This is a genomic window from Brevibacillus fluminis, from assembly GCF_052072235.1.
GTDB classification, from domain to species: domain Bacteria; phylum Bacillota; class Bacilli; order Brevibacillales; family Brevibacillaceae; genus Brevibacillus_D; species Brevibacillus_D fluminis_A.
On sequence record NZ_CM125436.1, the window covers coordinates 866,575 to 891,251 of the forward strand.

Consider the following 24,677-nt stretch of genomic DNA (forward strand, 5'->3'; position numbering starts at 1 on the left):
TGTGAAAGGAATATAAACGTTCATAAAGCTTTTGTCCGAATTTTTCCAACCTACTGATGGATCGGGATCGAAACCGTGAAGCAGCTTCCTCTGCCCAGTTCGCTGGTGACGGTAATCTGCCCTTTGTGCCGCTCGATGATGCTCTGGCAAATCGTCAGACCCAGGCCGGTTCCGCCGCTGTTGCGGTTCCGCGATTTTTCTGCGCGGTAAAACTTGGTGAAAATTTTCGGCAGCTCATCTTCGGCAATCCCCTCGCCCTTGTCGATGACCGAAATGACGACCTGGCCATCGCGCTGGTCGCAGGTGAGCAGGATGGAACCGTCCGGCTTGTTGTAATAGATCGCATTGTTTAACAGATTTTGCAGGACGCGCCTGAGCTTGAATTCGTCGGCCTCGATGTGCAGCTCCGGGGATACGCGAATTTTGCTGTGAAAATGCAGACCCGCATCGCGCACCTTTGTTTTATATTCCTCGCTAATTTGGCGCATGTAATGATGCAGGCGGAAACGGTTGATCGTGAGCGGCAGCTCGTTGCTCAGGCGCGAGTAGTCTTGCAGCTCATCGAGCAGCTCATCGAGATCCCCGACTTTTTGCTCGATTTTGCCCATTTGCCTGCGGATGCGTTCCATATCCGTAATCCGGCCGGACGCGATATAGGAAGCATAGCCTTTGATCGTGGTGAGCGGCGTGCGGAAATCGTGAGCGATCGCTGCGATCAGCTCCTGCTGCCGGTCCTCGGAAATGCGCAGCTGCTCGACCATGTCGGCGAACGATTGGAGCAAGGCTGCGAATTCGTCATTGGCCTTATACGAGAAGGAGACTTCCCGTTTCCCCGCCTTGATGTTCTGGGTCAAAACGGACAGCTCATTGACCGGGCGCAAAATCCAGCGGACCAGCATGAAGATGAGCAGCAGACCGACGATGAGCACGCTGCCGTAAATGTAAATCACCACCATCGTCACGCCCTTGGTGGCGAGAATGTCGGAATCATCGGTGTAAAAACGAATGATGGTGCGGCCTTGCGAGGTGGAACCGTATTCAAAGTGGTACTCGGACACAACTTTTGTGCTGGAGTTTTTCTTGCGTCTGTAGGCTTCCGATTCATTCGTAAAAATGGTTTTGCCCGTTCCGTCCTCAACGGTGATCACATACATCATATCATCCGGCAGCTGCTCGGATATTTCCCGGGATTCCACAGGGTCCTTAAAATGATAACTGCGCAACAGCTGATTCAAACGCACTTTCGCGGCAGCATCCATTTCCTGCTTGAACTGCTCGTGGCGGTCGGTTTTGATTTGCTCGACGATGATATTTTCAAAGATGAACTTGTAGCTCAGCAAATTGAGGGCAATGACCGCCAAAAAGGAAAGGAACAGCCGTTTCCCGATGGTCATCGCTACAGGCGCTCCCCGATGAATACATAGCCGGTACCCCACTGGGTTTTGATAAACGTGCGTTCGACTTCCAGCTTTTCGCGCAGATTTTTGATGTGGACGGTGACGGTATTGAGCGAACCGTACCCATACCCCCAGACACGGTCATAGATTTGCTCCCGCGTAAAGACGATGCCAGCGTTTTCCGCCAAAAACAGCAGAAGCTGGAACTCCTTTGTCGACAGCTCTACCTTCTGCTCGCCGATATACACGGAGTACGTTTCCTTGTGGATTTCCAAGCCTTTAAAGCGCAGGACGGTAATGGCCGGGGATGCTGCCTCTTTTGGCGGCTGTTCTTCCTGCGTCTGTTTGCGAATCCGCTCGTAGCGGCGCAGGTGCGCACGGATGCGCGCGAGCAGCTCTTCCGCGTCAAATGGCTTCGTGATATAGTCATCAGCGCCAATCTCCAGGCCGACGACCTTATCGACCGGCTTTCCTTTTGCGCTGAGGAAAATAATCGGCATGTCTCGCTCACGGCGAATCTGGGCACACAGCTCGTAACCGCTCATGTGCGGCATCATAATATCGAGAAGGATCAGGTTGGGCTGGGCTTCGGCTTCCAGCTTGGCAAGAGCCTGCTCGCCATTTTCCGCCCATACGACCTCATAGCCCTCGTTTTCCAAAATATCTTGCAGCAGTTCGAATATTTCCTGGTTATCGTCAACAATCATAATTGTCTCTTTCATCAAAGGCACCCCCAAAACTGATCAAATCTTTTTTTCTGACATGCGTGTGTACCTATCATAGCATGGTTGTTGCGGATTCTGCACTGATATAGAAGGATTTGCTAGCAAATCTTGATAGCTGGTACTAAATGGGGCCAAAAAAAGCCAGAGATCGATGTCCCTGACTTCATCAAAAGCATTTCGTCTATTTCTTTTTTGGCGTTGGGTTTGTCTCGAGCGAAGCGGCTTGCACAACTTTTTTGTTATTCGACTCTTCTTTGGCGGCGGTCAGTGCAGGAATTTCTACACGTTTTGCGCCGACAAAGCGCTTTTTCCAATAAGCTTCATCCAGCTTGGTGTTCATGACGCCGTGGCTGGACTCGGAGTGAACAAATGTGTTGTCACCAATGTAGATGCCTACATGAGAAACGCTGCGGCCATTGGTCTGGAAGAATACCAGATCGCCTGGTTGCAGTTCGGACTTGGCAACGCTGGTGCCAATCTCGTACTGGGCAGCTGAGGAATGAGGCAGATCTACACCTAACGCATCAAAGACGTAGCGTGTAAAACCGGAGCAGTCAAATCCTTTTGGGGTAGTGCCGGAGGCCTTGTAGGGAGTGCCGTACAAATCTTTGACAGTATCTGTCAACGGATTGTTTTGGGCGTACGCTGCACCTGCACCTACTACAAGCAGGCCCAAAATCAAAAAGCTACAAAACAACTTACGCAACTGAAGCTGCTCCTCTCCTGGAGCCTACGAGGTTAGCTGAAGGGTTCGGTCAGAAAGGTTGCCCTAAGCTGTGAGAAAAGCACAGCTATTCACCCCAAAAAATTGGTTCCCCCGCTTCCGAGCATGTCGGAATTCGGCTACTATTAGATTTTTTAACACGCATACTATACCCAATTCGGGGAAATCAGACAAATTCCTCTTTTCTATTTCCTTGTTCACGAATTTGTCACAATATATTGTAAACTTTCCCCGATCGATTGCGTATAAGGGCGATTCTTTTGCACGTTTCAACTAGATTCGTTTTGCATTCTTACATTAAATAGCAAACAAACCTTGCTGCCCTGCTCGCCAAAAAGCAGGAGGACAGCTCCGCCTCAAGGCTGAGGCAAAAACCAATCGCACGCCCGTTATTCGGAACACGCCGCCCGTCTACAATAAACACATAAGCAACACACCACAATCATGGAGGGATGGATCATGGGTGAGCGGTCTGGGAAGATACTTCTCGGATTGGTTCTTCTCATCGTAGGGATCATGCTCGTATTCGATCAGCTGGGTATCCACTTTGGAACGATCATGAAGGTGTTTATTCCCGGACTGTTAATGGTCTACGGTGCGAAGAAAATCATTTCCACCGAGCCGGCCAACTCAAAAGGATGGGGGATATTTGTTTTCCTGTTCGGCCTTTTGATGCTGATTGGCAAACTGAACTTGCTGTTTTCCAGCTTGGTGGCAGTAGCCATCATGTACGCCGGCTTCCGCTTGTTGAAAAGTCACAGGCACCAACCGCCCGAAGCGGTTAGCATGGCAGAGCGCCATTGGGCGCAGTCGATATTGAAGGAAGATGAACGGGAGCGTTTTGAGCGGGAATGGAAACAAAAGCAATCCTAACAGAAAAAAAGAGCAAGATGTTTTTCACAACCAAACCAATAATGGTATAGTACAAGGAGGAATTCACAATGGGTATTTTTAAAAGATTGCGCACGTTAACGGTAGCTTCTGTCAATGAGGTCATGGATTCTCTGGAAGATCCGATCGTCATGCTGAATCAGTATATGCGCGACATGGAAACGGAGATTGGACAGGTGGAAGTGGCGGTAGCCCGTCAGGTCGCTTTGGAAAAACGTTTCCGCCAGCAATGGGAAGAAGCCAACGCGATCGTGGAGAAACGCGACCGTCAAGTGACACTGGCTCTTTCGACGAACGATGACGAATTGGCGCGCCGCGCGCTTGTCGACAAAAAGCTGCACGAATCCCGTGCGCAAGAATATGAAACCCTCTTTACATCTGCGGCAGAAGCTGCACAGCAAATGCGCGAGAAGCTCGCCGAACTGAAAGACGAGTTTTATAAAATGCGTGCGAAAAAATTTACGCTGATGTCCAGAGCGCAAGTGGCACGTACCCACAAGCAAGTGAATGAAGCGATCACCGGGATGTGCAGCGATAATGCGAGCAAAGGCTTCATCCGCATGGAGGAAAAAGTGATGCGCATGGAGGCCGAAGCGGAGATGAGCGGCCAATGGAGAACGGCGAAGCTGGGGTTCGATGCCATCGACGATCGCTTCAGAAGCACAGAGGTCGATGACATTGCGGCTGAGCTGGCCCTGCGCAAAGAAAAGCTGCATCATCAAAAAGCCGAAATTGAGTCTGCAACGGTACAGGGAAAAGAAAGCTAAGTGTTGAATAGTTAATAGTTACAGCTTGAAAGTTAACAGCAGCTTGCGATGCGCGAGCTGCTTTTCCCCTAGGAGGTCGTAAAAAGGTGACAGACTTCATCTTGTTTTTGAGGCGTTTTGTCTCCCAACCGAATCAAGTCGGGAGCGTGATTCCAAGTTCCCGGTTTCTATGCAAGCGTATGATGGAGGCAGTGAAGTGGGATGAGGCACGAGCAATCGTGGAATTGGGACCGGGTACAGGCGTATTCACCAAAGATATTCTGCAAAAAAAACGGCCCGATGCCACCTTTTTCGTCATTGAGCGGGATGCAGAGTTCCAGGAGATTTTGCGCAGCCGGTTTCCAGGGCTGATTGTTGAAGATGAGGCGCAGAAACTGCGCGATTATTTGCAAGAGCAAGGGTTGGCCAAAGTAGACGCGATCGTATCCAGCTTGCCGTTTGCCGTGTTTCCGGAGCAGCTGCGCAATGAGATTTTGCAGGCGATCATGGATTCGCTGGACGATGATGGCGTCTTTGTCACGTATCAGTATTCCTTGCAGATGAAAGGGATGCTTGGCAGCTTGTTTGAGCAAGTGGAGGTCGGGTTTACGCCGTTCAACATTCCACCTGCGTTTGTTTATACTTGTCGCAAGCATGCGAAACCAAAATGACTTTAGATGAGTAGAAAGAGGAGACACATGTGAAACAATCGCGCGTGAATACAATTGTTGCCGGATTGGTCATAATCGCGGCCGGCATCGGACTCTTTCTCGACAGCCTGCATCTCATCCATTTCAGCATTTTCATGCTTTGGCCGTTCCTGTTCTTTTATTTCGGCATGAAGCTGTGGACCGCGAACCGCCGGATTTTCGGAGGCGTGCTGTTAGGGCTGGGAGCGGTTTTTGCATTGGATGAATGGCTGCATGTGGACGCGTTTGACTTGATTTTTCCGCTTTTGTTCATTTATCTGGGCTATCGGCTCATTCGCCACCGCAATGGCGAGCGGGGAAGGAGTTTGCTGAAAGATTTCGGTCAGACGGAACCGCAACCCGAGCAGCCGTCGTTTGGCCCAATCCCGCCGCCAAACAGGAAGGCAAGCGAGGAATGGCAAGGGCCGATTTTCCGGCAAGCGGAGACGCGAAGCACGTTCATCGGCGATTTTCACCTGACTTCCGGTCGCTTTGAACTGACCAATTTGCATATTTGGCACGGGATCGGCGACGTTGTGATCGATTTGTCGCGGGCGCTTATTCCGGAGGAGGAGACACTGCTGGTCGTGAAAGGCTGGGTCGGCGACCTGACGATTTATGTGCCGGTCGATCTGCCTGTTTCGGTCAACGCATCGGTGACAATTGGGGACCTGGAAGTATTCGGCCACCGTCAGGGAGGTTTGAACCGGCAAGTGATGATGCGTTCCGAGCATTTTGACACGGCCCCTCGAAAAGTGAAACTCATCTTGTCGCTGCACGTTGGCGATATTGATGTGAAATACATCTAGGGGGTACTTGTTCATGCAGACGCAACGAAGGCTGGCAAGTATCCAATGGAGCTTCGTCAAGCAGGGCTTAACCCTCGCAGTAGGTACTGTCGTCATTGTTTTGGGATTATTGTGGCTCAGCATTTATTGGCTTGGCAGCTATGGGCAAGCGGCTGACTGGCTGTTTCTTTATTTAGGCATACGGGTGCCATTCGGGCTTGATTGGAAATATTTATTGCTCTTTTTTGTTGTTGCTATCATTTTTGCAGGTATTTTGGGTGTCATCAGCGGATACGTTGTAGGGAATTTGCTGAAAAAACGGTTGAACGCCCTCTGGGAGGCGGCGATGAACCTGGAGCGCGGTACGCTTTCCTACCGTGTGCCCGAGCTGGGGACTGACGAGCTGGGGGATATTGGCTGGTCATTTAATCGCCTTGCCGCCAAGTGGGAAGAACAAGTGGTGTCGCTCCAACGCCTTTCCAATCATAATGCTGCCTTGGGGGAACAATTGCGCCAGGCGGCGGTGGTGGAAGAGAGACAAAGGCTTGCGCGGGAGCTGCACGATGCGGTGAGCCAGCAGCTTTTTGCGATTGCGATGACAACCGCGGCGATCAAACGATTGATGGAGAAAAATCCGGCCCGCGCCGCCCAACAGATCGAATTGGTGGAAGAGATGGCTTCCGCCGCGCAGACGGAGATGAGGGCGCTGCTGCTGCATTTGCGCCCTGCGACACTGCAGGACAAATCGTTGGGCGAAGCGGTCGTTGAGCTATTAGAGGAATTGAAACAAAAGCAGCTGCTCAAGATTACGTGGGAGCTGGAAGAGATCGACGGCATGTCGAGCGGGATCGAGGACCATCTCTTCCGCATCTTGCAGGAGGCGTTGTCCAATACGCTGCGGCATGCCCGCGCTGACCAGATCGAGGTCAAGCTGTTCACGCTCCAGGGACAGGTCAGGCTGCGGATTACCGATGATGGCGTCGGCTTCGACACCGATGGCGAAAAGATGACCTCCTACGGACTCGTTTCCATGCGCGAGCGGGTCGCCGAGGTCGGGGGTTCGCTGGAAATATACAGCGCGATTGGAAAAGGGACGCAGCTGGAAGTGCGTATCCCGTTGATGGAACCGATGAGTTATGTGGAGACAAAGGCGGCGGAGGGAAGCGAATGATTCGAGTGATGTTGGTGGATGACCACGAAATGGTGCGGATGGGACTGGCTGCCTATCTTTCGACGGAAGAAGATATTGAAGTGGTGGCGGAAGCCGGCAGCGGCGAGGAAGGCGTGAAGCTGGCCAAGCAGCTGGAGCCGGATGTCATCCTGATGGATCTGGTGATGGAAGGCATCGGCGGCGTCGAGGCTACGCGGCGGATTCGCGAAATTTGTCCAGGCACCAAAGTGATCGTTCTGACGAGTTTCATTGATGATGAAAAAGTATACCCTGTCATCGAGGCGGGCGCGTTCAGCTATTTGCTCAAAACGTCGCGCGCCGTTGAAATTGCCCGGGCAATCCGTTCCGCAGCCGCGGGTGAGCCTGTGCTGGAATCACGCGTAGCCGGCAAAATCATGGCACGCTTTCGCCAGGGACAGGAAGCGGCTGCTCATGAGCAGTTGACGCCTCGCGAGCTGGAAGTGCTTGCATTGATCGGACAAGGGAAATCCAACCAAGAGATCGCCGACGAGCTGATTATCGGGATCAAGACCGTCAAAACGCATGTCAGCAACATTTTGTCCAAACTGGGTGTGGAAGACCGCACGCAAGCGGCCATCTATGTACATAAGCATAATTTGAACGGATAAACCAAGGGGCCAGCTCCTTGGTTTCGTTTTTTTACAAAGTGGTAATAGGTATGTAATAGGTATGCCATAAGTGAAATTGGTGATTCTAATAGAAATAGGAAAAAATCGGATGAAATGAAGGGGGGATACGATGAGAGAAAGGGTGGAGAAGCGCTCCAAAACCATGCAGGTCGATCGCGGAATTGATATAGTTGGCGATATTCACGGTTGCTATCAGGAATTTTTGCAATTGCTAGGTTTGCTTGGGTATGTGGAGAAGGATGGCTATTACCGGCATCCACAAGGGCGCAAGCTGCTTTCGCTCGGAGACATTACCAGTCGGGGACCGGAATCGCTGCAACTGCTGCAGTTTTTTGTGCGGCATATCGCAGCGGGATTGGCTGAGATGACGGACAGCAATCACGGATGGAAAATCGCACGCTGGCTGGATGGCAGAGCGGTAACGTTGGCGCACGGTGATGAAAAAGTGGCGGAAGAGTTCAGGCAGTATGAGGCCGAATTCGGGAAAAAGAAAGCGGACGAGCTGAAAGAGGCCTCGCGCAAATTGCTGCTGACCTCTCCGTCGCACATCATGATAAAGCGGAACGGCGAAATCGTAGCGGTGGCCGTCCATGCCGGAATCCGCGATGATTATATCGGCAGAGAGTCGTCTGCTGTCCAAACGTACTGCCGCTATGGCGATATCGCAGGTGTCGCGGCGGATGGCCGGCCGATCCGCAAAGAATGGGCGAATGAACGGAAGTCGAAGCGCTGTCTGATCGTGTGGGGGCATGACCCGCGCTTGGAACCGGAATGGAAAAACAACACGCTGAACATCGACCAGGGCTGCGTATTCGGCGGCAAGCTGACGGCGTTCCGTTTTCCGGACAATGAGCTGGTGAGCGTCAAAGCCGCCGAAAATTATTCAGGGCAAACCGATACGCCGCTGACTCGCTGCCGGGAGCGGATGCAAGCGGAACTCAAGCTTCATCCTGGTTCGTAAGCTTTTCGTACAATCTGCGCAGCAAAATCGCCTCCGCCCACAGCGGAAGCGGCTGATCGACCTGATTGCGCCAGGTTGCATCGGTTAAAAGACCTTGCTCATACAGCCACTCAACCGCTTCCTGTTTCCAATCAGCCGCCGGTGTGTTGGGCTGTCCGGTGCCCGGCGTGGAAGGCGCTGGCGATTCGGGTGGAGTCGTCTGGGATTTCGGCGGTGTGTAAGGCAGCTTGTTGTAGGTACAGAAGCCTTTCACGACCGCTTCGGCAAGACTTTGCCATTTGGTGTTGAGCAGCTGGGCATCTTGCTCATTGTCTGCGAATCCGTATTCAATGATGACCGTCTCGACATTGCCCGTATCACGGTGCATGAAGTAGTAGTCTTGCTTGGCGTTGCCAGGGTAGGTGCGCGTATAGACGCGCCGGACCGCCATGCCGGCCGCTTGCAGCTCAAGCGCCATCGCGCGGGGGAAGGCCGCGGTTCCGTAGATGGAGTAGATCAGCTCTGCTCCTTGTCCGCCACCCGCATTGATGTGGTTGGAAAGACAGAAGCGCGCGCCGCTGCTTTTGACGAGTGCTGCCCGGGCTTCGCTCTCCAGCGTTTGGTCGGTTGTGCGAGTCAAGGTGGCGGAAATGTTCAGTTCCGCGAATCGTCGCTGCTGGTACAGCGAAATTTTCAAAACCAAATCTTTTTCCGCAAAAAGCGCATTGGTCCCGCCTCCGGGGTCTATGCCCCCATGGCCGGGATCGATTATCACTGTTGGAGCCATACGATCACCTCGTACTACTTATATGCGCAAAGTTTTGCAAATGATTGGATGAAAGGGCGATTTGTACGACGGTTCAACCAGCTCCGCCCAAAAGCTCGGCACAGCGAGGAAGCTCGTGAGATAGACGTGGAATCTTGCAGCGATTTAAGGTAAAATTGATCGGAAGACAAACAGAAAGGTTGGTAGTGACGTATGTGGTGGAACTGGGTCATTCCGATTGTGACGCTCATCATTGGTCTCGTTGGCGGATTTTATGCAGCGACCTATTATTTGAAAAAACAGCTTTCCAACATGCAGATGGATGAAAAGCAAATTCAAAACATGGCCCGCTCGATGGGCATGAATTTGAACCAGAAGCAGCTGAAACAGATGAGCCGCAACATGAAAAATATGAAAATGCCCAACAAGTTCCCAAAATAGGCGGACGGAGGGATTCGCGTGGCAACCACCCGTTTGCGTTTCGCAATGATAGGGTTTATTGTGGGTGTCCTGCTCGTCTACTTTTTGAAAGATGCGCCGATCAGCACCGGTCTCAGGATTGCTGCTCCCATCTATCTGTTTGGAGTGGGAATCATCATCGACGGCATCGTGCTCCGCATCAAGGAGCGCAAAGGAAAAGACGAGTAATGCCGCTTGCGGCGTGTATTGCAAAAGAAGAACGAGTGTAAGAAACAACCAGTGCGGGGGAAACTGCGCTGGTTTTTTTGTACATGCGCAAAATTCCTGTTTGACTGCTGACAATACGCTGTCAGCAGCGTGCTGTTATCATGAATATATAAGCACACATCTCAAAACGTGAGACAGGAGGATGCTGTATGGAAACATCGAGTCCGCGTTACTGGATCGGAGTCGTATCGAAATCGCATGTCGCAAGAGGAGTAGCAGGCGGGTTCGCCCAGCTGTGCCACGGAAAGGCCGCTCCATTGAAGCGGATGCGCCAAGGGGATTGGCTGATTTATTATTCACCCAAAACCGACTTGACGAACGGCGAACCGCTTCAGGCTTTCACCGCAATCGGAAACGTGAAGGACGATTCCGTATACGAATACCAAATGAGCGAATCCTTCATCCCCTTCCGCCGCGACATTCATTACTATACATGCACGGAAGCCCCGATTCATTCCCTTTTGCACAAACTGAATTTCACCAAAGATAACCGAAACTGGGGCTATCGCTTCCGAACCGGTCACTTTGAAATCGATCAAGCCGATTTTGCGGTAATCGCAGAAGCGATGGGAGTGAAGGAATATGTAGAGAGTGGTTTTTGTGCCCCCGAGTAACGCCGCGAGGGAACCGAAGCAACAACTCCCAATATCCGTTAGCGGCGAGACGAGGCTGCAGTGAAGGGATTTTCGGAAAAAAGCGGAACGGAAGCCTTGGCGATGCCCGCCAGGCGGAGCGGAAAAAGGGAAACGTCTTTCGCGTCCCAGATCATCGTTGAGATACACCCGCCGCGCAGCGTGTGGCATTGGGGCGCGGTTTCCCTTTTTTCGCGGAGCCGGTCTTCCCTACCCACAGCAGGCATTGTCAGAGCTTCCGTGGAGCTTTTTTCCGGAAATCCCCTCGCCTCCACCACCGCCAGTTCCCAGCACCAAAAAAAAGCCACCTTCCCAGTACAGAAAAGGTGGCCAGACGGCAAAAAGCTATTTCCAAATCAACTCATAAATCATTTTTCCCATCAAAGTAAGCGACACGAGCATGAAAAGCGGACGCACATATTTGACCCCGGTCTTTACCGCCATCCGCGTTCCCAGCGTCGCTCCGAGAATCATCGCAACACCCATCGTCAGCCCCGGCAAGATCAATACTTTCCCTTCGAATAAAAAGAGTAAAAGTGCGGCCAAATTGCTGGCAAAATTGAGAATGCGTCCGTTTCCGGCCCCGATGACGAAATCGTAGCCGAACAAGAGCACCATGACGAAAATCAGGAAAGAACCAGTGCCCGGTCCAAAAAAGCCGTCATAAAAGCCGATGATGAACGCGAACGGAATCCCGAGCCCCAGCGTGAAGCGGGTATACCCTTTAAATTGCGTCTCTTTACCGAATTTTTTGTTGATGAGCGTATAAACAAAAATCGCGGCGAGCATCACGATGATCAGCGTGCGCAAGACGGAGTCGGGAATAAACAGCACCGCTTTTGCCCCGATGAGCGAGCCGATGAAAGAAACTGGAAAAAGCATCAGCATTAATTTTTTGTCATACTTGCCCATACTAATAAATGTGGCCGAACTGGTAAAGGATGAAAAGGTACTGGCAAGCTTATTCGTGCCGAGGGCCAAATGCATCGGTATGCCCAAACCGACCAAGGCTGGCAGCGAAATCAGTCCGCCTCCGCCAACGCAGCTGTCGATAAACGCTGCGACAAAGCCGAACAATGCCAATAGAAGCACTGTTGTCAAATCTAAATCCATTTCGTACACCCACGTTTCCGTAAAAGTCAAACAATCTCCAGTTTAGCACTTCACCGTTTCATTGCAAGACTTATGCTTGCAGGTTAATGTTGGTTGGCATGGCTTGTTAATATACTTTACCGACTGATTTGTTGCATTAGTAAGGGGTATGGTTTATAATTGAGATGAAATTGAGGTACATACAAAAAGGAGGAGATTGTACTATGGCACATCAACTGCCTGCATTGCCTTACGCATTTAACGCTTTGGAGCCGCATTTTGACGCGCTGACCATGGAAATCCACCATGACCGTCATCACGCTACTTATGTAAATAACCTGAACGCAGCTTTGGAAGGTCACGCTGACCTGCAAGCGAAAAGCATTGAAGAGCTGATCGGGAACCTGGATGCAGTTCCTGAAGCAATCCGCACCGCAGTCCGCAACAACGGTGGTGGACATGCTAACCACACGCTCTTCTGGGAAATCCTGAGTCCAAACGGCGGCGGCGCTCCAAGCGGAGAATTGGCTGACGCGATCAACACCAAATTCGGCAGCTTTGACAACTTCAAAGCTGAATTCGCAAAAGCGGCAACCACTCGTTTCGGTTCCGGCTGGGCTTGGCTGATCGTCGATGGCGGCGAATTGGCTATCACGTCCACTCCTAACCAAGACAGCCCGCTGTTCGAAGGCAAAACGCCGATCCTCGGTCTGGACGTTTGGGAGCACGCGTACTACCTGAAATTCCAAAACAAACGCCCTGACTACATCGGCGCGTTCTGGAACGTTGTAAACTGGGATGAAGTAAGCAAGCGCTACAGCGCAGCGAAGTAATCCTGCACACCTGAGCAAGTCTCAATAAGGCGATCGCCCGGCCTATCTTTCGGCCGGGCAATCGTTTTTTTATCCAGCAATCGCTGGCAGAATTGTCGCAAGGGCGGACGACGCTCGTCATTGCGCACCGTTTGGCTACGATCAAAAACGCAGACCGGATCATTGTCGTCAATGAAAACGGCATCGTCAAGCAGGGCAGGCACCAGGAGCTGGTCGCCTCGGGAGGCATTTACAGCCGGCTGCATCAGGCCCAGTTCAACCGGTAACCCATCGCATTTACTATACAGCGGTTCCCCCAGCCCGTTTGCCCAATCGGGATTGGGGGTTTTTTCGTTCGTCCAACTTTATTGCCCCCTGGCCTCTTTTGTTCGGTTTCACAAAAACGTTTCTCTGGACTAAAAAGGGGTTCATTTCTTACCATAAGACATGAAGAAAGAGACGCGCGCATGGTCTCGTGGGAAGGGCAGGAACAAAAGAAATGCGAAACAAGCAGGAGTTGGACCGTCACCAGCAAGGGACGAGAGGTGTCTATATCAGCATTTTCACCTATATCATCATGGCAGCGGGAAAAATCGGGTTCGGCCTTGCTACCAGCTCTCAAGGGCTGGTGGCCGACGGCTGGAACAACGCTTCCGATGTGATTTCCTCGCTGGCGATCCTGTTTGGCATGATTATCGCGAGAAAACCGGCAGACCACGATCACAAATACGGCCATTTCCGCGCCGAAACGGCGGCAGCGCTGGTGGCGGGAATCATCATGGCGGTCGTAGGGATTGATGTGCTGAAAAATACAGGAACAAAGCTGTTTCAAGGGGAAGCGGCGACCGTGCCGACGGCCGAATCGATGTATGTCGCGATCGTGGGCGCTGTCATCATGTATATCGTCTATTTGATCAACAAGCGGATCGCCAACAAAACGAACAACCTGGCCGTCATGGCGATGGCGTATGACAACCGGTCCGATGCGCTGGTCAGCGTGAGCGCGCTGGTCGGGATCGCGGTCACGCGAATCGGCCTGGGCTGGGCCGATGCGATTGTCGCAGGCATTGTCGGAATTATTATTTTGTATACGGCTTGGCAAGTGGTGTCCCAGGCCATCCATGCGCTGATGGATGGATTCGAGGAAGAGAAGCTGAAGGAGATCGAGCAGCGAATCAGGCAGGTGGAAGGGATTCGGGAGATCATCGATCTGCGTGCGCGCTATCAGGGAAGCGCCGTGCTGGTCGACGTGACGATTGGCGTCGATCATCATCTCAACGTCGTGGAAAGTCACGGGCTGACAGAGACCGTAGAAGGAAAATTGATCGGGTTCGCTGAAATTAAACGGGTATATGTCCATGTGGAACCATTCATGGCAAAAGGCAAAACATGCTGAAAGGGAGTTTTTCAAGATGAGTCTTTGGAAGCAGCCGCCCGCAAAGGCGCCCACCACGCAAATCGATGAAAAAATGGCCGCACTCATGGAAACGTTTTCAATTGTCGGAGTATCGGCAGCCGTCGTCAAGGATAAACAGGTCATCTGGTCCGACGCATACGGTTGGGCCGATCTGGATCGGGAGCTACCGGTAACGGAAGAGACCGTCTTTCGCATCGCCTCCATCTCCAAGCTGTTCGTCGCGACATCGTTGATGCAGCAGTATGAGCAAGGCAAATTTCAGCTTGATGACGACATCAGCGACACCCTCGGCTTCACCTTCCGCAATCCGCACCATCCGGACGTTCCGGTCACATTCCGCCATTTGCTGACGCATACATCCAGCCTGAATGAGGATGAACGAGGCGGGGAGCTGTACGTCGTCTTCTCGCAAGCGTCACGCAATCCAAACCCGCCGACGCTCGAAGATTTGCTCGTCCCTGGCGGCAGGCTTTACGTAGACAGCCTGTGGAGCAGCTACAAGCCGGGCGATGCCCGCTGTTTTGCCTACTGCAATCTCGCCTCCATGATCGTCGCAGCGCTGGTGGAGCGCCTGTCAGGCAAGCATTTTGATCAATACTGCCGCGAGCACATTCTCCGTCCTTTGGGGATGACGAACTCTGATTTCAATATTCAGGCGATGGGTGACATCAACAAGCTGGGCGTCATCTACGGCTGGGAAGACGGCCGCTTTGAGTCAGGTGTCGACGATCTGAAAGGCGTCAAGCCGGAACCGATCGACTGGTCCGGATATGTTCCCGGCACCAACGGCTCGCTGTATGGCCCGCAGGGCGGCTTGCGTACCAATGCCCGCGAGCTGAGCAAATTCATGCTCGCTTTCATGCAAGGGGGCGAAAACAATGGAGCCCGCATCCTGCAGCCGGAAACCGTCGAATTGATGCTCTCCACCCAATGGCAGTACGAAGGTGTAGACCCCGCCTTCTCGGAGATCGGCCTGCAATTCCACATCACCGACCAGTTCATCCCGAACAAACGCATGCACGGCCACGGAGGCAACGCATACGGCTTGTACTCCGGCATGTATTTCAGCAAGGAAGAAAATTTCGGCATCATCTTCATCACCAACGGCTCCAACGCTGCCGAAGGCACGAGAGGCGGCTTCAACAACGTAGAAGAAGCCATCAGCGATATGCTGTACCAGCATTTTTTTCAATCATAATGAATGAAAAGGACCCCTTAGCGAGCCGTGCTAAGGGGTTTTTTCGTAAACATATTCTTGCATCCATGCCTTTTTTAAGAGCCCGACACCCAGCTCAATTTCATCACAGGACAGATGACTAAATCCAAGTTTAATGATTGGGTAATCGGTGTTATTTTTCATATAGTAGAGTGAGGTGGGACACACTTTTACACCATAAGAAGAAGCGCGTTGGATGAGCCATTCTTCTGAGCGATTCAGGTGCACCTTGATTAGTACGTACAAACCGGACTGCTCGCCGATGATCGAAAGCGTTTTGCCAAATTGCTTTTTTAATTCAGAAACTAGGTGCAGCATTTTTCGCTTATAAACAAGGCGCATTCGTTTCACATGGCGGCTCCACTCTCCCAATTCCATAAATTTTGCCATTGTAAGCTGGCTGAAGAGCGAAGCAGGGGTCTCAAAATAAGAAAAATGCTGTTGATAACGAGTCAACACTGATTCCGGCAACACCATATACGTTAACCGGATTCCCGGGAGAAATGATTTTGAGAAATTGCCCAAATAAATGACTCTGGCTGCATCAATGGAGGCAAGAGCCGGAAAAGGTTTTTGGGTATAGCGAAATTCACTGTCATAATCGTCTTCGATAACATATCCTTGCATCTTGTTAACCCAATGAATCAGCATTTGCCGCTGTTGAATCGACATGCTTACTCCCAGCGGGCTTTGATGGGAAGGGGTTACATAGATTAACCGCGATTTCATTTGTTCCAATTGGGCAAGATCAGCACCTGTTTCATAGACAGGCAGCGTTTCAAACTGAAAACGATGGAATTGAAAAGCTTCCCTGGCACCGTCGTACCCGGGGTCTTCAACGATAACGCTCTGGAACTCATCTTTTAGTACATGCCCGAGATAGACAAGCATTTGCTGGGTACTGCTCCCGATAATAATCGCATCCGCAGTTGTTTTCACGCCGCGCGATTGAAACAAATAGGTAGCGATCTGTTCGCGCAGGCATGCTTCCCCAAATGGTTCCCCATATCGAAAGCTATCCTGCAAGGTTAGCACCTGATTCGCAATTCTCCGCCAAATTTTCAGAGGGAAATGCGCTTGATCAACGGCATCCGCCCTGAACGTAACAACCGGTGGTTTCGTCGACTCTGTTTGCTTTTGATGAGGAGGGAGCAATGCACCCTGAGATAGCAAAGGCTCTACCTCATTTACAACGTAACCTTTTCGCCCCTCGCCACGAATATACCCTTCCGCAACAAGCAGTTCGTATGCCATTAATGTTGTATTGCGGCTTACATGCAAGGAATCTGCAAGTTGACGAATGGAGGGCAATCGCTCATTCGCCAAAATGTCGCCTTGCTCAATAAATGATTTGAATTTCTCGTAGATTTGTTTGTATTTGGGAGCGTGATCTTCAAAGGTAAAAATGGTATTCTTCATTTTCATTCCTTCTGACATGTGTGTTTTCTCGTTATTGTACCTTTTAATATGTCAGTTTGTATAATAGTATTTTTTACAGGATAAACGTACAACAAGGAGCTGCATATTATGGATTTTTCAATGATTTGGCTATTTATCATTACGGCAGTTACATTGTTAATCATACCTGGGCCAGCTGTGCTCTACATTATGGCAAGAAGCATGGATCAAGGGAAGAAAGCGGGCCTGGTATCCGTTCTCGGTGTAGCTCTTGGCGGTTCTGTTCACGTTTTCGCCGGCGCCATTGGAGTTTCTGCGATCCTGATGACATCAGAAATTGCTTTTTCGATCGTGAAATACTTGGGTGTTGCTTATTTGATCTATCTGGGGTGCAAAACGTTGTTTTCTCCAGCGAAAAGTACGACTTCAGAAATTCCCCAAGCTCCTCGCAAAAAGGTAGGAACGATTTTTTACGAATCAGCGCTCGTGGAGGTCATGAATCCGAAGACAGCACTCTTTTTCTTAGCCTTCTTTCCGCAATTCATATCGCCTTCTGCTGGATCAGTCTCCGGACAGTTTTTGCTGTTAGGAGCGATATTTATTGCCCTGGCTCTTGTTAGCGATGGCCTGTATGCCGTTCTTGCCGCAAGTATTCGAAAGCGGATGAAAGTGAATGCTACCGTACAGAATCGGATAACCGGTTATTTATATATCGCGCTGGCGGTTTTCTCCGCCTTTGCGAGTCAATCCAAAATATAACGCGACGTGACCCTCGCTGCGGCGGGGGTTTTTACTATTTGTTTAGCAAAAGTTAAAATCATTGCAGCTTCTATGCACAAAAATTGCATAACCAATGCACTTCTGCATAATCAAGTGCAGGAAAATGTCGAATATTGCTGCATCACGGTTCTCGAACGGGTTGGAATAAAATCTGCTTTGTACAACCAAACGAATGGTAATTAGGTGAGTGAATTACCAGACGAGTGAGTTGCATCGGGGGGATTCAATGTCAACGAAGCTGTTTCTGATTGCCGTACTCTTGTCCATGGAATTACCTGACGCAGCCGATCGCAGGATGTAAGCTACTCTGCGATCGCTGCGGATAATTCCATTTTCTATAGGAGCGGTTTTTCCTCGCATCATCCCACACGGTCTTATCCGCATGATCGATCAGCTTTACACACCATCATGTAATGTATCGGAGGAGATCACATATATGGAAAACCACCCTCAATTAAACCGATCGCTACGCTTGTGGCACATCGTTCTGATCGGTTTGGGCTATATGGCCCCGATGGCTGTATTTGATACGTTTGGCATTGTGGCAGAGGTGACGGATGGGCATGTTCCTGCCGCGTATGTTTTGACGTTGGTCGCCATTTTGTTCACCGCTTCAAGCTACGGCAAGATGGTGCAAGTGTATCCGACCGCAGGCTCCGCCTATACGTATACAAGCCGCACGATCAACCCGCACGTCGGGTTTTTGGTTGGCTGGTCTGCCCTGCTCGATTACTTGTTTTTGCCGATGATCAATGCGCTTTTGACCAAAATCTATCTGTCCGCCGCTTTTCCGGATGTTCCAGGCTGGATCTGGATTGTCGGATTCGTCCTGTTCATTACGGTCGTAAACATTTGGAACATCAAGATCGGCGCCTCCATTAACGGCCTGCTCGTCTTGTTCCAATTCGCCACCGTCGTCATTTTTGTCATTCTTGCGGTGAAAGGGCTGCATCAAGGGGACGGCACGGGCAAATTGCTGTCGCTTCAACCGTTTTTTTCGGAGACGATGGATGTTTCTACCTTGCTGACCGGCGCATCCATTCTTTGCTTTTCGTTCTTGGGCTTTGATGCGGTGACCACGCTTACAGAGGAAACGATCAACCCGAAGCGCAACATTCCGCGCGGTATCTTTTTGGTCGCCTTGATTGGAGGAGCGCTCTTTATCGTGGCATCGTACTTCACTCAATCGCTGTTTCCGGATGTATCCAAGCTGCAAAACCCTGAGGGGGCATCGCCTGAAATCGCGCTGTATATCGGCGGTTTGTTGTTTCAGTCGGTATTTTTGGCAGCCGCGCTCACGTCAACGATCGCATCGGGGATCGTTTCGCATGTCAGTGCCTCCCGGCTGCTGTATGCGATGGGACGCGACAATGTACTGCCTGCCCGTTTTTTTGCCTATGTGCACCCAAAATTCCAGACACCGCTTTGCAACGTCTTTCTGATCGGCCTGCTGTCGCTAACCGCCTTGTGGCTCGATTTGTTAACGGCAACATCGTTTATTAATTTCGGCGCATTGGTAGCGTTTACATTCGTGCATCTGTCTGTCATCGCCCATTATGTTGTCAAGCAGAAGGAACGCTCATTAAAGGCGGTGTTCCAGTATATAGTCTCCCCATTGATCGGAATGAGCTTCATTCTGTTCCTGTGGTACAATCTGGAGCCGACCTCGCTTTACCTCGGATTTGCCTGGAGCTTGATCGGATTGATTTACTTGCTGGTTTTGACCCGTTGTTTTACGCGCAAGCCGCCACAGATGGATATGAACGTCGAATAAATAACAAAGCACAGCTCGCGCAATGCGGCTGTGCTTTTTCTATAACACCTGAATGTCTTTTTCCGGATCGAGCTTTTTCGCCAATTGCTCCTCGCCACGATGAATCCAGCCGACGAACGAATCGCGGATTTGCAGCTGTTTATCCAAATAGACGACGGCGACAAACATATAATGGCTTTTGCCGTGAAATTTGGAGCGGTAGCGCAGGTCGATCCATTTCACCTCGTACCCGAAATCATGTTCCTTCACGAGGGGATGGGCGAAGCTGGTAAAGTACAGGAAAGATTGGACTTTGTAATCCTGCTTGGCGATGCGGACGATGTCCGATTCCGGCTTGATCACAAACGAGTCGAGAACGATTGGCTCGCTGCCGTGCATTTCGCCGACGTGCCAATGCGTCGCGGTCTTAACAATCATGGTCCATTGCTGCCAAGAATGCGTCGGAATGAGCCAGTATTTCCCCTTTTGCTTGAGCGCTTTCTCGGCCGTCACCAAAGCGCGCTGGTGCACGCGGTAGCGCCAGACATAATAGCAGGCGATCAGCACGTAAATGACTAAAAAGGATTTGCCAGGGTCCGCTCCGGCCAGCCACATGCCCAAGCCGAGCAGGTGCATGGCGAAAATGAACGGATCGAAAATGAACATCGTGTCCAATGCAATCCAGCGCTTGTAAAACGGAAAAAGCCCTTTGGTTCCGTAAGAATTGAACAAGTCGACAAACACATGAAGAACAACGGCCAAAAAGGTCCACCCCAGCAGATGAAGCCAGAGAGTTTGCGGATAAAGCCATTGTATGACGCCGAAAATCAGCAGCGTCCACACAAAGATCGCTGGAATGGAGTGGGAGATTCCGCGATGGTTGCGTATATAAGCGGCACTTCCCAGCACGCGCGTGAATCCGTCCAAATCGGGGGCTTGCGAACCGATGACCGTTCCAAGCAGAACCGTTTCCGCCAGTCCGGGAACAGCGGCGACCGCCGGGTCAAGATGAGCCAGGCCTGCTAATCCGAATCCCATGACGAAGTGTGTGGCGGTATCCATGGGCAGTTGCTCTCCTCCTTTGCGCTCAAGCTCGCTTAGATATATTATAGCGCTTTCGATCGTTGATTTTCCATGAAGCCATTATTTTGTATGCCCAGATTTTTACCCTCCTCTTGTGGAGCCTAAACCTGTTCCGCTAAGATGGAGAGAGTTGTCTGCATGGACTGGAGGCGAATCGCATGTACACGATTTTTGTCGAGTACCGCATTTTACCGGAAAAGCGTGAAGCGTATTTCCACTATATGAGCACCATTCCCGCCCAAATCAGTGAGCGCGGCGGCATTGGCTACCGGCACTTGGAAGGTGTGGAGCAGCCGAACACGTTTGTGGAGGCGTTTGAGGTCGAACAGCTTGAGACATATCAGGCGATCCGCAGCTGGCGGCTGTCCGACACCGAGTTGCCGACCTTCATCAGCGGAGGCGCTGCCAAACTGCACATGTGGGCGTTTGCACCAAAGGAGTGAAACCGCACAAAATGAAAACAAGCACCAAAGCGATTCCAAAGCTGCCTGATGCATTCGAGGTGTTCGGCTTTGCCCGCGACTTGCTCGAATGGTACGATGCGCAAAAGCGGGACTTGCCGTGGCGCATCAATCGGGACCCATATCGCGTCTGGGTCTCGGAAATCATGCTGCAGCAGACGCGCGTGGAGACGGTCAAACCGTATTACCACAATTTCATGGAAAAATTCCCGACGATCACCGCGCTTGCCGACGCACCGGAAGAAGAGGTGCTGAAAGCATGGGAAGGATTGGGGTATTACTCGCGGGCGCGAAATCTGCAAGCCGCTGCACGGGAAGTAAAGACGCTGTACGGCGGAGAAGTGCCTGACACGCTCGAGGAAATCTCCAGGCTGAAGGGCGTCGGTCCCTACACGGCTGGCGCGATTTTGAGCATTGCCTATGAGAAGCCTGAGCCGGCCGTGGACGGGAATGTCATGCGCGTGTTTTCCCGCCTGCTCCTGATGCACGATGACATCGCGAAGCCTGCGACCCGAATCAAAACCGAACAGCTCGTGCGGCAGACCATCCCGCATGGAAGAGCGGGCGATTTCAACCAGGCTTTGATGGAGCTGGGCGCGACCGTCTGCCTGCCCCGCACGCCGCAATGCTTGACCTGTCCGGTGTTCGACTATTGCCTCGCCCGCAGGGAAGGCGTCCAGCACGAACTGCCGGTCAAATCGAAAGCGAAGCCGCCGCGTGAAGTCAATTATTTGGTCGCCGTCATTCCGTATGCAGGCGCATTGCTGCTGAACAAGCGTCCCAACACCGGACTTTTGGCCGATATGTGGGAGCTGCCGATGGTGGAAACGGCAGGCAAGCGCACGCCAGAAGACGAGCTGGCCGAATTTTTGCTGGAGCAGTATGGCGTAGATGTGAAAGTGGGCGAGCAGCTGCCGACGGTTCAGCATACGTTTTCCCATCTCCATTGGAATTTGCATGTCTATGCCTGCAGCGTCATCGAAGCGGGAGAACTCCCTGCCTCAGCGGTTTTTGCCACGCCGCAGGAATGGGCGGACTTTGCGTTTCCCGTCGCGTTTCAAAAGATTTTGGAATATATTTCGCATTCGTAATGAAAAAAAGAAAGCGGCCTGCCTGAACATTTTACGATGTCGGCAGCCGCTTCTTTTTTGGGGCAAGGAATCGTACTCAATGCTTTTGGATTTGAATCGCGACTTGACCATTTTCGGCGTTCACTGCGATCGTTCCGCCAATCGGAAACGTGATGATCGGCGAGACGTGGCCAAAGTTCACGTTTGTGACTACGGGGATATGATCCAGCTCGCGTTTGGAGCGGATGATTGCAGCAAGTGCGGCGTCTGTAACGCCCGAAGCATGTTGGAATCTGCCGATCAAAAGCGCCTTGACCTTGTCAAATCCAGGCTGGTGCAGCAGCGATTGCAGATCGCGGTCAAAAATATGCGGATTCGAGTAATTATCGTCCTCGACCAGTACCACCGTGTCTTCCAAGGAGGGCATATACGCTGTACCTTGCAGCAAATTGAGCGTGCAGAGATTGCCGCCGACAATTTTGCCGACCGCATGCCCCTCGCGCAAGACGGTGTAGCCGTCGTTTTCGATGAACGTCCGGTTGGCCTGATCCAGGTACCAATGGTCATCGCTCCAGTCAGGAGATGGCGTTACGTCGATCGGTTCTTCCGAGAACAAGCACTTGCGGAAATAATCGAGCGTATACGCGAACCCTTTTTCCATCGAAAACGTGGAGTAATGCGGGCCGGAATAGGTGATGAGGCCGGTCTTGACAGTGATTGCAGTCGCGATTGCCGTGATGTCGGAATAGCCGCAAAAGATTTTCGGATTCCGGGCAATCAGGTCATAATCGAGATATTGCAGCATTTGGTTGGAGTTGAAGCCGCCCAGCGTCGTCAGGATCGCCTTCACATTCGGATCGGCGAAAGCTTCATGAAGGTCGGCTACCCGCGATTCGACGGAGGAAGAGGAGAACTCATCGCACTCCTCCGCATGTGCGGAATATGTGACGGTGAGCCCCAAATCCGCCAATCGTTCGTTGGCCAGACGCCTTTGGTCCGGCGTAATGACATGGAGGCTTGTTGCAGGCGAGATGACGCGTACTTCGTCTCCGGCTTTCAGTTTTTGCGGAATCACAACAAACCTCCTCTATGGGATGAAGCATTACAAGCGCGTGATATAGCTTGGGTATTGAGCCAGAAGCTTCGTATTTTCAATCTCGATGCGTTCCCGCTCTTTATGGCGCAAGTATTCGGCAAATTGCGTTTCAGCCGACTTGGCGCGTTTTTCAATGATGATGGTAAATAAGATTAAAGAGATCTGCATGTCATATGACCTCCTTCCTGTTCAAGATAACCCAGTCAGGTACCATCCAGCACCTTGACTCCTACAATCTTCATTAGCTGACGGCGTTGCTTTTTATCCATCTGACACCCCTCCTGTTCTTGTGATAAACCATATGGCGCAAACTTTGAAAACAAACCTTCTTACAGGCGGCTGGCAAAAGAAGAAATCGAAATCGCCTGCAGTTGCTCCGCTTCATTGCGGGCTTGAATCAGCTGCTCTTCGCGGAAGCGAGCGGCGCTTTTCTCCACGGAAAATTGGCTGCGTTCAATCTTGACGGTAAACCAGATCAGGTTCAGTAACATACAAAATCACCTCCTTTATATGCGAACGTACATTCGGTTAAAAGTCTATAGAAAAAGACCGAGGAAAATATGGGCCTACGGTCTTGAGCTACAACATGGAAGAGGATATAAAAAACCGTAGATGCAGGCACCTACGGCGTTGGTCGACAAGGAATCGCAAGAATAAGCATTCACTTGCTTGTAAGATGCCGGTTATGGAGGATGCACTGCAATGTGAAGTTTTGAGTTGGGTACTGATCTGCAAGAAACGCCTGAACCACTGTATTCATCATTATAGCCATCCTCCTTTCGCTTCAAATTATTGTAAACATATGATATGGCAAAAATTTCTTTCTGTAAAGGGGGTTTTTTATTTTCGGAATAATCTTTTTTATCGGCGCAAAACATTTACTTCTATGCGCCTGCCCGATTGCAGGGAGCCGGAGGATAGCGCTGGCCGTCATTTTTCTATATAATGTAGAGTGGGCCTTTAGTACCTCGTACTAAATCATATGTCGAAAAAGAGCAAGATTTTCATCGCAAACGAGGGGGAATGTTACAGGAAAGTCAGGATACTTTTTGCAGATTGGATATACTGGTAAATAATGCGGCATCGGTCGTTTTGCGCCGGCTGCTCCTGCGCCCCGGGCTTGCAGGGAAATGTGCGGCCCCACGCTTTACTGGAGCGGCGAGAGGTCACTCTTGACATAAAATCCTTTCCTTTTATCAAAAGCAGACAAACGTAGAACTGTAGTGTAAAATAGAAAGACAAGCCATCTAAGGAGGCCATATATGCTGATTCGTTCGTTTCGTCTCGGTGATTATTCCGCTATCACTCGGATCTGGCAGGACACCAATTTAGATCGTTCAGAGACTGAATCACTAGATGCTTTGGCAACGCAATTAGCGTGGGACAGTGAATTAGTCATGGTGGCAGAGCAGGATGGGGAAGTTGTAGGAGTAGTCGTAGGAACGATAGACGGTACCAGGGCTTACTTTTACCGGCTCGCAGTTGATCCGAAAGTGCAAAAATCAGGCATTGGCCGCAAGCTGGTAGAAGCCATCGAGACTCGTTTTCGACAGCGCGGTGTGAATCGGGTGCTCATCATGGTGAATCAAGATAATGAAGAAGTCATTCCGTTTTATCATTCGCTTGGCTATGAATTGCAGAAATATGTTACACTTTCCAAAAAGCTCTCTTCTTAGCACGTACAGGATCGGAT

At 51.1% G+C, this 24,677-nt stretch carries 28 protein-coding genes, 1 pseudogene and 1 riboswitch; of the genes and pseudogenes, 19 read left to right on the plus strand and 10 right to left on the minus strand.

The annotated features are described in order from the left end of the window. Positions 1 to 50: 50 nt before the first annotated feature. The 3 genes from ACTID9_RS04590 to ACTID9_RS04600 form a co-directional block, all read right to left on the minus strand. The gene (locus ACTID9_RS04590; protein ID WP_441070091.1) at positions 51 to 1,394 is read right to left on the minus strand and encodes an ATP-binding protein; all 1,344 of its coding nucleotides are present in this window, start codon (positions 1,392 to 1,394) and stop codon (positions 51 to 53) included. 2 nt (positions 1,395 to 1,396) lie between these two features. Continuing rightward, complete coding sequence (locus ACTID9_RS04595) at positions 1,397 to 2,119, minus strand: response regulator transcription factor (protein ID WP_441070092.1); 723 nt, start codon at positions 2,117 to 2,119, stop codon at positions 1,397 to 1,399. Positions 2,120 to 2,303: 184 nt separating this feature from the next. Beyond that, positions 2,304 to 2,828, minus strand: coding sequence for a C40 family peptidase (locus ACTID9_RS04600; protein ID WP_441070093.1), 525 nt, complete (start codon positions 2,826 to 2,828; stop codon positions 2,304 to 2,306). Positions 2,829 to 2,835: 7 nt separating this feature from the next. Continuing rightward, positions 2,836 to 2,977, minus strand: a riboswitch (cyclic di-AMP (ydaO/yuaA leader). Positions 2,978 to 3,305: 328 nt separating this feature from the next. Between ACTID9_RS04600 and ACTID9_RS04605 the strand changes: the two genes are divergently transcribed. The 7 genes from ACTID9_RS04605 to ACTID9_RS04635 all read left to right on the plus strand — a co-directional run bounded on the left by ACTID9_RS04605 (position 3,306) and on the right by ACTID9_RS04635 (position 8,742). Next, positions 3,306 to 3,719 carry a LiaF transmembrane domain-containing protein gene (locus tag ACTID9_RS04605; RefSeq protein WP_441070094.1) on the plus strand — a complete coding sequence of 138 codons (414 nt, stop codon included), beginning with the start codon at positions 3,306 to 3,308 and terminating at the stop codon, positions 3,717 to 3,719. 68 nt (positions 3,720 to 3,787) lie between these two features. Continuing rightward, complete coding sequence (locus ACTID9_RS04610) at positions 3,788 to 4,504, plus strand: PspA/IM30 family protein (RefSeq protein ID WP_441070095.1); 717 nt, start codon at positions 3,788 to 3,790, stop codon at positions 4,502 to 4,504. Between the two features lie 86 nt (positions 4,505 to 4,590). Beyond that, positions 4,591 to 5,154 (plus strand): class I SAM-dependent methyltransferase, encoded by a 564-nt coding sequence (locus tag ACTID9_RS04615; protein ID WP_441070096.1) that lies wholly within the window; start codon positions 4,591 to 4,593, stop codon positions 5,152 to 5,154. Positions 5,155 to 5,183: 29 nt separating this feature from the next. Beyond that, complete coding sequence (gene liaF / locus ACTID9_RS04620) at positions 5,184 to 5,981, plus strand: cell wall-active antibiotics response protein LiaF (protein ID WP_441070097.1); 798 nt, start codon at positions 5,184 to 5,186, stop codon at positions 5,979 to 5,981. A 13-nt stretch (positions 5,982 to 5,994) separates the two neighbouring features. Beyond that, complete coding sequence (locus tag ACTID9_RS04625; protein WP_441070098.1) at positions 5,995 to 7,131, plus strand: HAMP domain-containing sensor histidine kinase; 1,137 nt, start codon at positions 5,995 to 5,997, stop codon at positions 7,129 to 7,131. Beyond that, positions 7,128 to 7,760, plus strand: a complete 633-nt coding sequence (locus tag ACTID9_RS04630; protein ID WP_441070099.1) for a response regulator — start codon at positions 7,128 to 7,130, stop codon at positions 7,758 to 7,760. The genes ACTID9_RS04625 and ACTID9_RS04630 overlap by 4 nt, the downstream gene beginning before the upstream one ends. A gap of 130 nt (positions 7,761 to 7,890) precedes the next feature. Then, positions 7,891 to 8,742: a metallophosphoesterase gene (locus ACTID9_RS04635; RefSeq protein WP_441070100.1), complete on the plus strand. Its 852-nt coding sequence runs from the start codon at positions 7,891 to 7,893 to the stop codon at positions 8,740 to 8,742. Here ACTID9_RS04635 and ACTID9_RS04640 read toward each other — a convergent pair. Further along, entirely contained in the window at positions 8,720 to 9,508 is a 789-nt protein-coding gene (locus ACTID9_RS04640; RefSeq protein WP_441070101.1) for an N-acetylmuramoyl-L-alanine amidase, read from the minus strand. The two genes, ACTID9_RS04635 and ACTID9_RS04640, sit on opposite strands and share 23 nt — an antisense overlap. A gap of 192 nt (positions 9,509 to 9,700) precedes the next feature. On the opposite strand from ACTID9_RS04640, the gene ACTID9_RS04645 reads away from it, so the two are divergent. The 3 genes from ACTID9_RS04645 (at position 9,701) to ACTID9_RS04655 (ending at position 10,788) form a co-directional block, all read left to right on the plus strand. Continuing rightward, positions 9,701 to 9,928, plus strand: a complete 228-nt coding sequence (locus ACTID9_RS04645; protein ID WP_122915990.1) for a YneF family protein — start codon at positions 9,701 to 9,703, stop codon at positions 9,926 to 9,928. 18 nt (positions 9,929 to 9,946) lie between these two features. After that, a complete protein-coding gene (locus tag ACTID9_RS04650; protein ID WP_441070102.1) occupies positions 9,947 to 10,135 on the plus strand; it encodes a hypothetical protein in 189 nt (62 codons plus the stop codon). 188 nt (positions 10,136 to 10,323) lie between these two features. Beyond that, a complete protein-coding gene (locus tag ACTID9_RS04655; RefSeq protein WP_441070103.1) occupies positions 10,324 to 10,788 on the plus strand; it encodes an EVE domain-containing protein in 465 nt (154 codons plus the stop codon). A 363-nt stretch (positions 10,789 to 11,151) separates the two neighbouring features. Here the strand turns inward: ACTID9_RS04655 and ACTID9_RS04660 are convergent, their stop codons facing one another. After that, positions 11,152 to 11,919, minus strand: coding sequence for a TSUP family transporter (locus tag ACTID9_RS04660; protein WP_441070104.1), 768 nt, complete (start codon positions 11,917 to 11,919; stop codon positions 11,152 to 11,154). 203 nt (positions 11,920 to 12,122) lie between these two features. Between ACTID9_RS04660 and ACTID9_RS04665 the strand changes: the two genes are divergently transcribed. The 4 genes and pseudogenes from ACTID9_RS04665 to ACTID9_RS04680 all read left to right on the plus strand — a co-directional run bounded on the left by ACTID9_RS04665 (position 12,123) and on the right by ACTID9_RS04680 (position 15,325). Continuing rightward, positions 12,123 to 12,731 (plus strand): superoxide dismutase, encoded by a 609-nt coding sequence (locus ACTID9_RS04665; RefSeq protein ID WP_441070105.1) that lies wholly within the window; start codon positions 12,123 to 12,125, stop codon positions 12,729 to 12,731. A 71-nt stretch (positions 12,732 to 12,802) separates the two neighbouring features. Further along, positions 12,803 to 12,997, plus strand: a pseudogene (locus ACTID9_RS04670) (multidrug ABC transporter ATP-binding protein); the annotation flags it as partial. A 212-nt stretch (positions 12,998 to 13,209) separates the two neighbouring features. Continuing rightward, a complete protein-coding gene (locus ACTID9_RS04675) occupies positions 13,210 to 14,106 on the plus strand; it encodes a cation diffusion facilitator family transporter (RefSeq protein WP_441070106.1) in 897 nt (298 codons plus the stop codon). A 16-nt stretch (positions 14,107 to 14,122) separates the two neighbouring features. Further along, entirely contained in the window at positions 14,123 to 15,325 is a 1,203-nt protein-coding gene (locus ACTID9_RS04680) for a serine hydrolase domain-containing protein (protein WP_441070107.1), read from the plus strand. A 30-nt stretch (positions 15,326 to 15,355) separates the two neighbouring features. Here ACTID9_RS04680 and pdxR read toward each other — a convergent pair whose 3' ends face one another. Continuing rightward, on the minus strand, positions 15,356 to 16,762 hold the full coding sequence (gene pdxR, locus ACTID9_RS04685) for a MocR-like pyridoxine biosynthesis transcription factor PdxR (RefSeq protein WP_441072415.1): 1,407 nt from the start codon (positions 16,760 to 16,762) through the stop codon (positions 15,356 to 15,358). Positions 16,763 to 16,870: 108 nt separating this feature from the next. On the opposite strand from pdxR, the gene ACTID9_RS04690 reads away from it, so the two are divergent. Together ACTID9_RS04690 and ACTID9_RS04695 are read left to right on the plus strand one after the other, a co-directional pair. After that, positions 16,871 to 17,500, plus strand: a complete 630-nt coding sequence (locus ACTID9_RS04690; protein WP_441070108.1) for a LysE family translocator — start codon at positions 16,871 to 16,873, stop codon at positions 17,498 to 17,500. 457 nt (positions 17,501 to 17,957) lie between these two features. Further along, complete coding sequence (locus tag ACTID9_RS04695; protein WP_441070109.1) at positions 17,958 to 19,295, plus strand: APC family permease; 1,338 nt, start codon at positions 17,958 to 17,960, stop codon at positions 19,293 to 19,295. Positions 19,296 to 19,334: 39 nt separating this feature from the next. Here ACTID9_RS04695 and ACTID9_RS04700 read toward each other — a convergent pair whose 3' ends face one another. Continuing rightward, a complete protein-coding gene (locus ACTID9_RS04700) occupies positions 19,335 to 20,336 on the minus strand; it encodes a metal-dependent hydrolase (RefSeq protein WP_441070110.1) in 1,002 nt (333 codons plus the stop codon). 179 nt (positions 20,337 to 20,515) lie between these two features. Between ACTID9_RS04700 and ACTID9_RS04705 the strand changes: the two genes are divergently transcribed. Together ACTID9_RS04705 and mutY are read left to right on the plus strand one after the other, a co-directional pair. Further along, complete coding sequence (locus ACTID9_RS04705) at positions 20,516 to 20,800, plus strand: hypothetical protein (RefSeq protein WP_441070111.1); 285 nt, start codon at positions 20,516 to 20,518, stop codon at positions 20,798 to 20,800. 11 nt (positions 20,801 to 20,811) lie between these two features. Continuing rightward, the gene (gene mutY, locus ACTID9_RS04710; RefSeq protein WP_441070112.1) at positions 20,812 to 21,909 is read left to right on the plus strand and encodes an A/G-specific adenine glycosylase; all 1,098 of its coding nucleotides are present in this window, start codon (positions 20,812 to 20,814) and stop codon (positions 21,907 to 21,909) included. Between the two features lie 76 nt (positions 21,910 to 21,985). Here mutY and ACTID9_RS04715 read toward each other — a convergent pair whose 3' ends face one another. The 3 genes from ACTID9_RS04715 to ACTID9_RS04725 all read right to left on the minus strand — a co-directional run bounded on the left by ACTID9_RS04715 (position 21,986) and on the right by ACTID9_RS04725 (position 23,475). Then, entirely contained in the window at positions 21,986 to 22,963 is a 978-nt protein-coding gene (locus ACTID9_RS04715) for a S66 family peptidase (protein WP_441070113.1), read from the minus strand. Between the two features lie 27 nt (positions 22,964 to 22,990). Continuing rightward, the gene (locus ACTID9_RS04720; RefSeq protein ID WP_441070114.1) at positions 22,991 to 23,152 is read right to left on the minus strand and encodes a hypothetical protein; all 162 of its coding nucleotides are present in this window, start codon (positions 23,150 to 23,152) and stop codon (positions 22,991 to 22,993) included. A gap of 161 nt (positions 23,153 to 23,313) precedes the next feature. Continuing rightward, the gene (locus ACTID9_RS04725; protein ID WP_441070115.1) at positions 23,314 to 23,475 is read right to left on the minus strand and encodes a hypothetical protein; all 162 of its coding nucleotides are present in this window, start codon (positions 23,473 to 23,475) and stop codon (positions 23,314 to 23,316) included. Positions 23,476 to 24,246: 771 nt separating this feature from the next. Here ACTID9_RS04725 and ACTID9_RS04730 point away from each other — a divergent pair. Next, positions 24,247 to 24,660, plus strand: coding sequence for a GNAT family N-acetyltransferase (locus ACTID9_RS04730; RefSeq protein ID WP_122915975.1), 414 nt, complete (start codon positions 24,247 to 24,249; stop codon positions 24,658 to 24,660). The last annotated feature ends 17 nt before the right edge of the window (positions 24,661 to 24,677 follow it).

Excerpts from the sequence above, each read along its gene's own strand:
- ACTID9_RS04590 (WP_441070091.1), bottom strand. The coding sequence starts at position 1,394 with ATGACCATCGGGAAACGGCTGTTCCTTTCCTTTTTGGCGGTCATTGCC.
- ACTID9_RS04595 (WP_441070092.1), bottom strand. The coding sequence starts at position 2,119 with ATGAAAGAGACAATTATGATTGTTGACGATAACCAGGAAATATTCGAA.
- ACTID9_RS04605 (WP_441070094.1), top strand. The coding sequence starts at position 3,306 with ATGGGTGAGCGGTCTGGGAAGATACTTCTCGGATTGGTTCTTCTCATC.
- ACTID9_RS04610 (WP_441070095.1), top strand. The coding sequence starts at position 3,788 with ATGGGTATTTTTAAAAGATTGCGCACGTTAACGGTAGCTTCTGTCAAT.
- ACTID9_RS04625 (WP_441070098.1), top strand. The coding sequence starts at position 5,995 with ATGCAGACGCAACGAAGGCTGGCAAGTATCCAATGGAGCTTCGTCAAG.
- ACTID9_RS04630 (WP_441070099.1), top strand. The coding sequence starts at position 7,128 with ATGATTCGAGTGATGTTGGTGGATGACCACGAAATGGTGCGGATGGGA.
- ACTID9_RS04635 (WP_441070100.1), top strand. The coding sequence starts at position 7,891 with ATGAGAGAAAGGGTGGAGAAGCGCTCCAAAACCATGCAGGTCGATCGC.
- ACTID9_RS04640 (WP_441070101.1), bottom strand. The coding sequence starts at position 9,508 with ATGGCTCCAACAGTGATAATCGATCCCGGCCATGGGGGCATAGACCCC.
- ACTID9_RS04645 (WP_122915990.1), top strand. The coding sequence starts at position 9,701 with ATGTGGTGGAACTGGGTCATTCCGATTGTGACGCTCATCATTGGTCTC.
- ACTID9_RS04655 (WP_441070103.1), top strand. The coding sequence starts at position 10,324 with ATGGAAACATCGAGTCCGCGTTACTGGATCGGAGTCGTATCGAAATCG.
- ACTID9_RS04660 (WP_441070104.1), bottom strand. The coding sequence starts at position 11,919 with ATGGATTTAGATTTGACAACAGTGCTTCTATTGGCATTGTTCGGCTTT.
- ACTID9_RS04665 (WP_441070105.1), top strand. The coding sequence starts at position 12,123 with ATGGCACATCAACTGCCTGCATTGCCTTACGCATTTAACGCTTTGGAG.
- ACTID9_RS04675 (WP_441070106.1), top strand. The coding sequence starts at position 13,210 with ATGCGAAACAAGCAGGAGTTGGACCGTCACCAGCAAGGGACGAGAGGT.
- ACTID9_RS04680 (WP_441070107.1), top strand. The coding sequence starts at position 14,123 with ATGAGTCTTTGGAAGCAGCCGCCCGCAAAGGCGCCCACCACGCAAATC.
- pdxR (WP_441072415.1), bottom strand. The coding sequence starts at position 16,762 with ATGAAGAATACCATTTTTACCTTTGAAGATCACGCTCCCAAATACAAA.
- ACTID9_RS04690 (WP_441070108.1), top strand. The coding sequence starts at position 16,871 with ATGGATTTTTCAATGATTTGGCTATTTATCATTACGGCAGTTACATTG.
- ACTID9_RS04695 (WP_441070109.1), top strand. The coding sequence starts at position 17,958 with ATGGAAAACCACCCTCAATTAAACCGATCGCTACGCTTGTGGCACATC.
- ACTID9_RS04700 (WP_441070110.1), bottom strand. The coding sequence starts at position 20,336 with ATGGATACCGCCACACACTTCGTCATGGGATTCGGATTAGCAGGCCTG.
- ACTID9_RS04705 (WP_441070111.1), top strand. The coding sequence starts at position 20,516 with ATGTACACGATTTTTGTCGAGTACCGCATTTTACCGGAAAAGCGTGAA.
- mutY (WP_441070112.1), top strand. The coding sequence starts at position 20,812 with ATGAAAACAAGCACCAAAGCGATTCCAAAGCTGCCTGATGCATTCGAG.
- ACTID9_RS04720 (WP_441070114.1), bottom strand. The coding sequence starts at position 23,152 with ATGCAGATCTCTTTAATCTTATTTACCATCATCATTGAAAAACGCGCC.
- ACTID9_RS04725 (WP_441070115.1), bottom strand. The coding sequence starts at position 23,475 with ATGTTACTGAACCTGATCTGGTTTACCGTCAAGATTGAACGCAGCCAA.
- ACTID9_RS04730 (WP_122915975.1), top strand. The coding sequence starts at position 24,247 with ATGCTGATTCGTTCGTTTCGTCTCGGTGATTATTCCGCTATCACTCGG.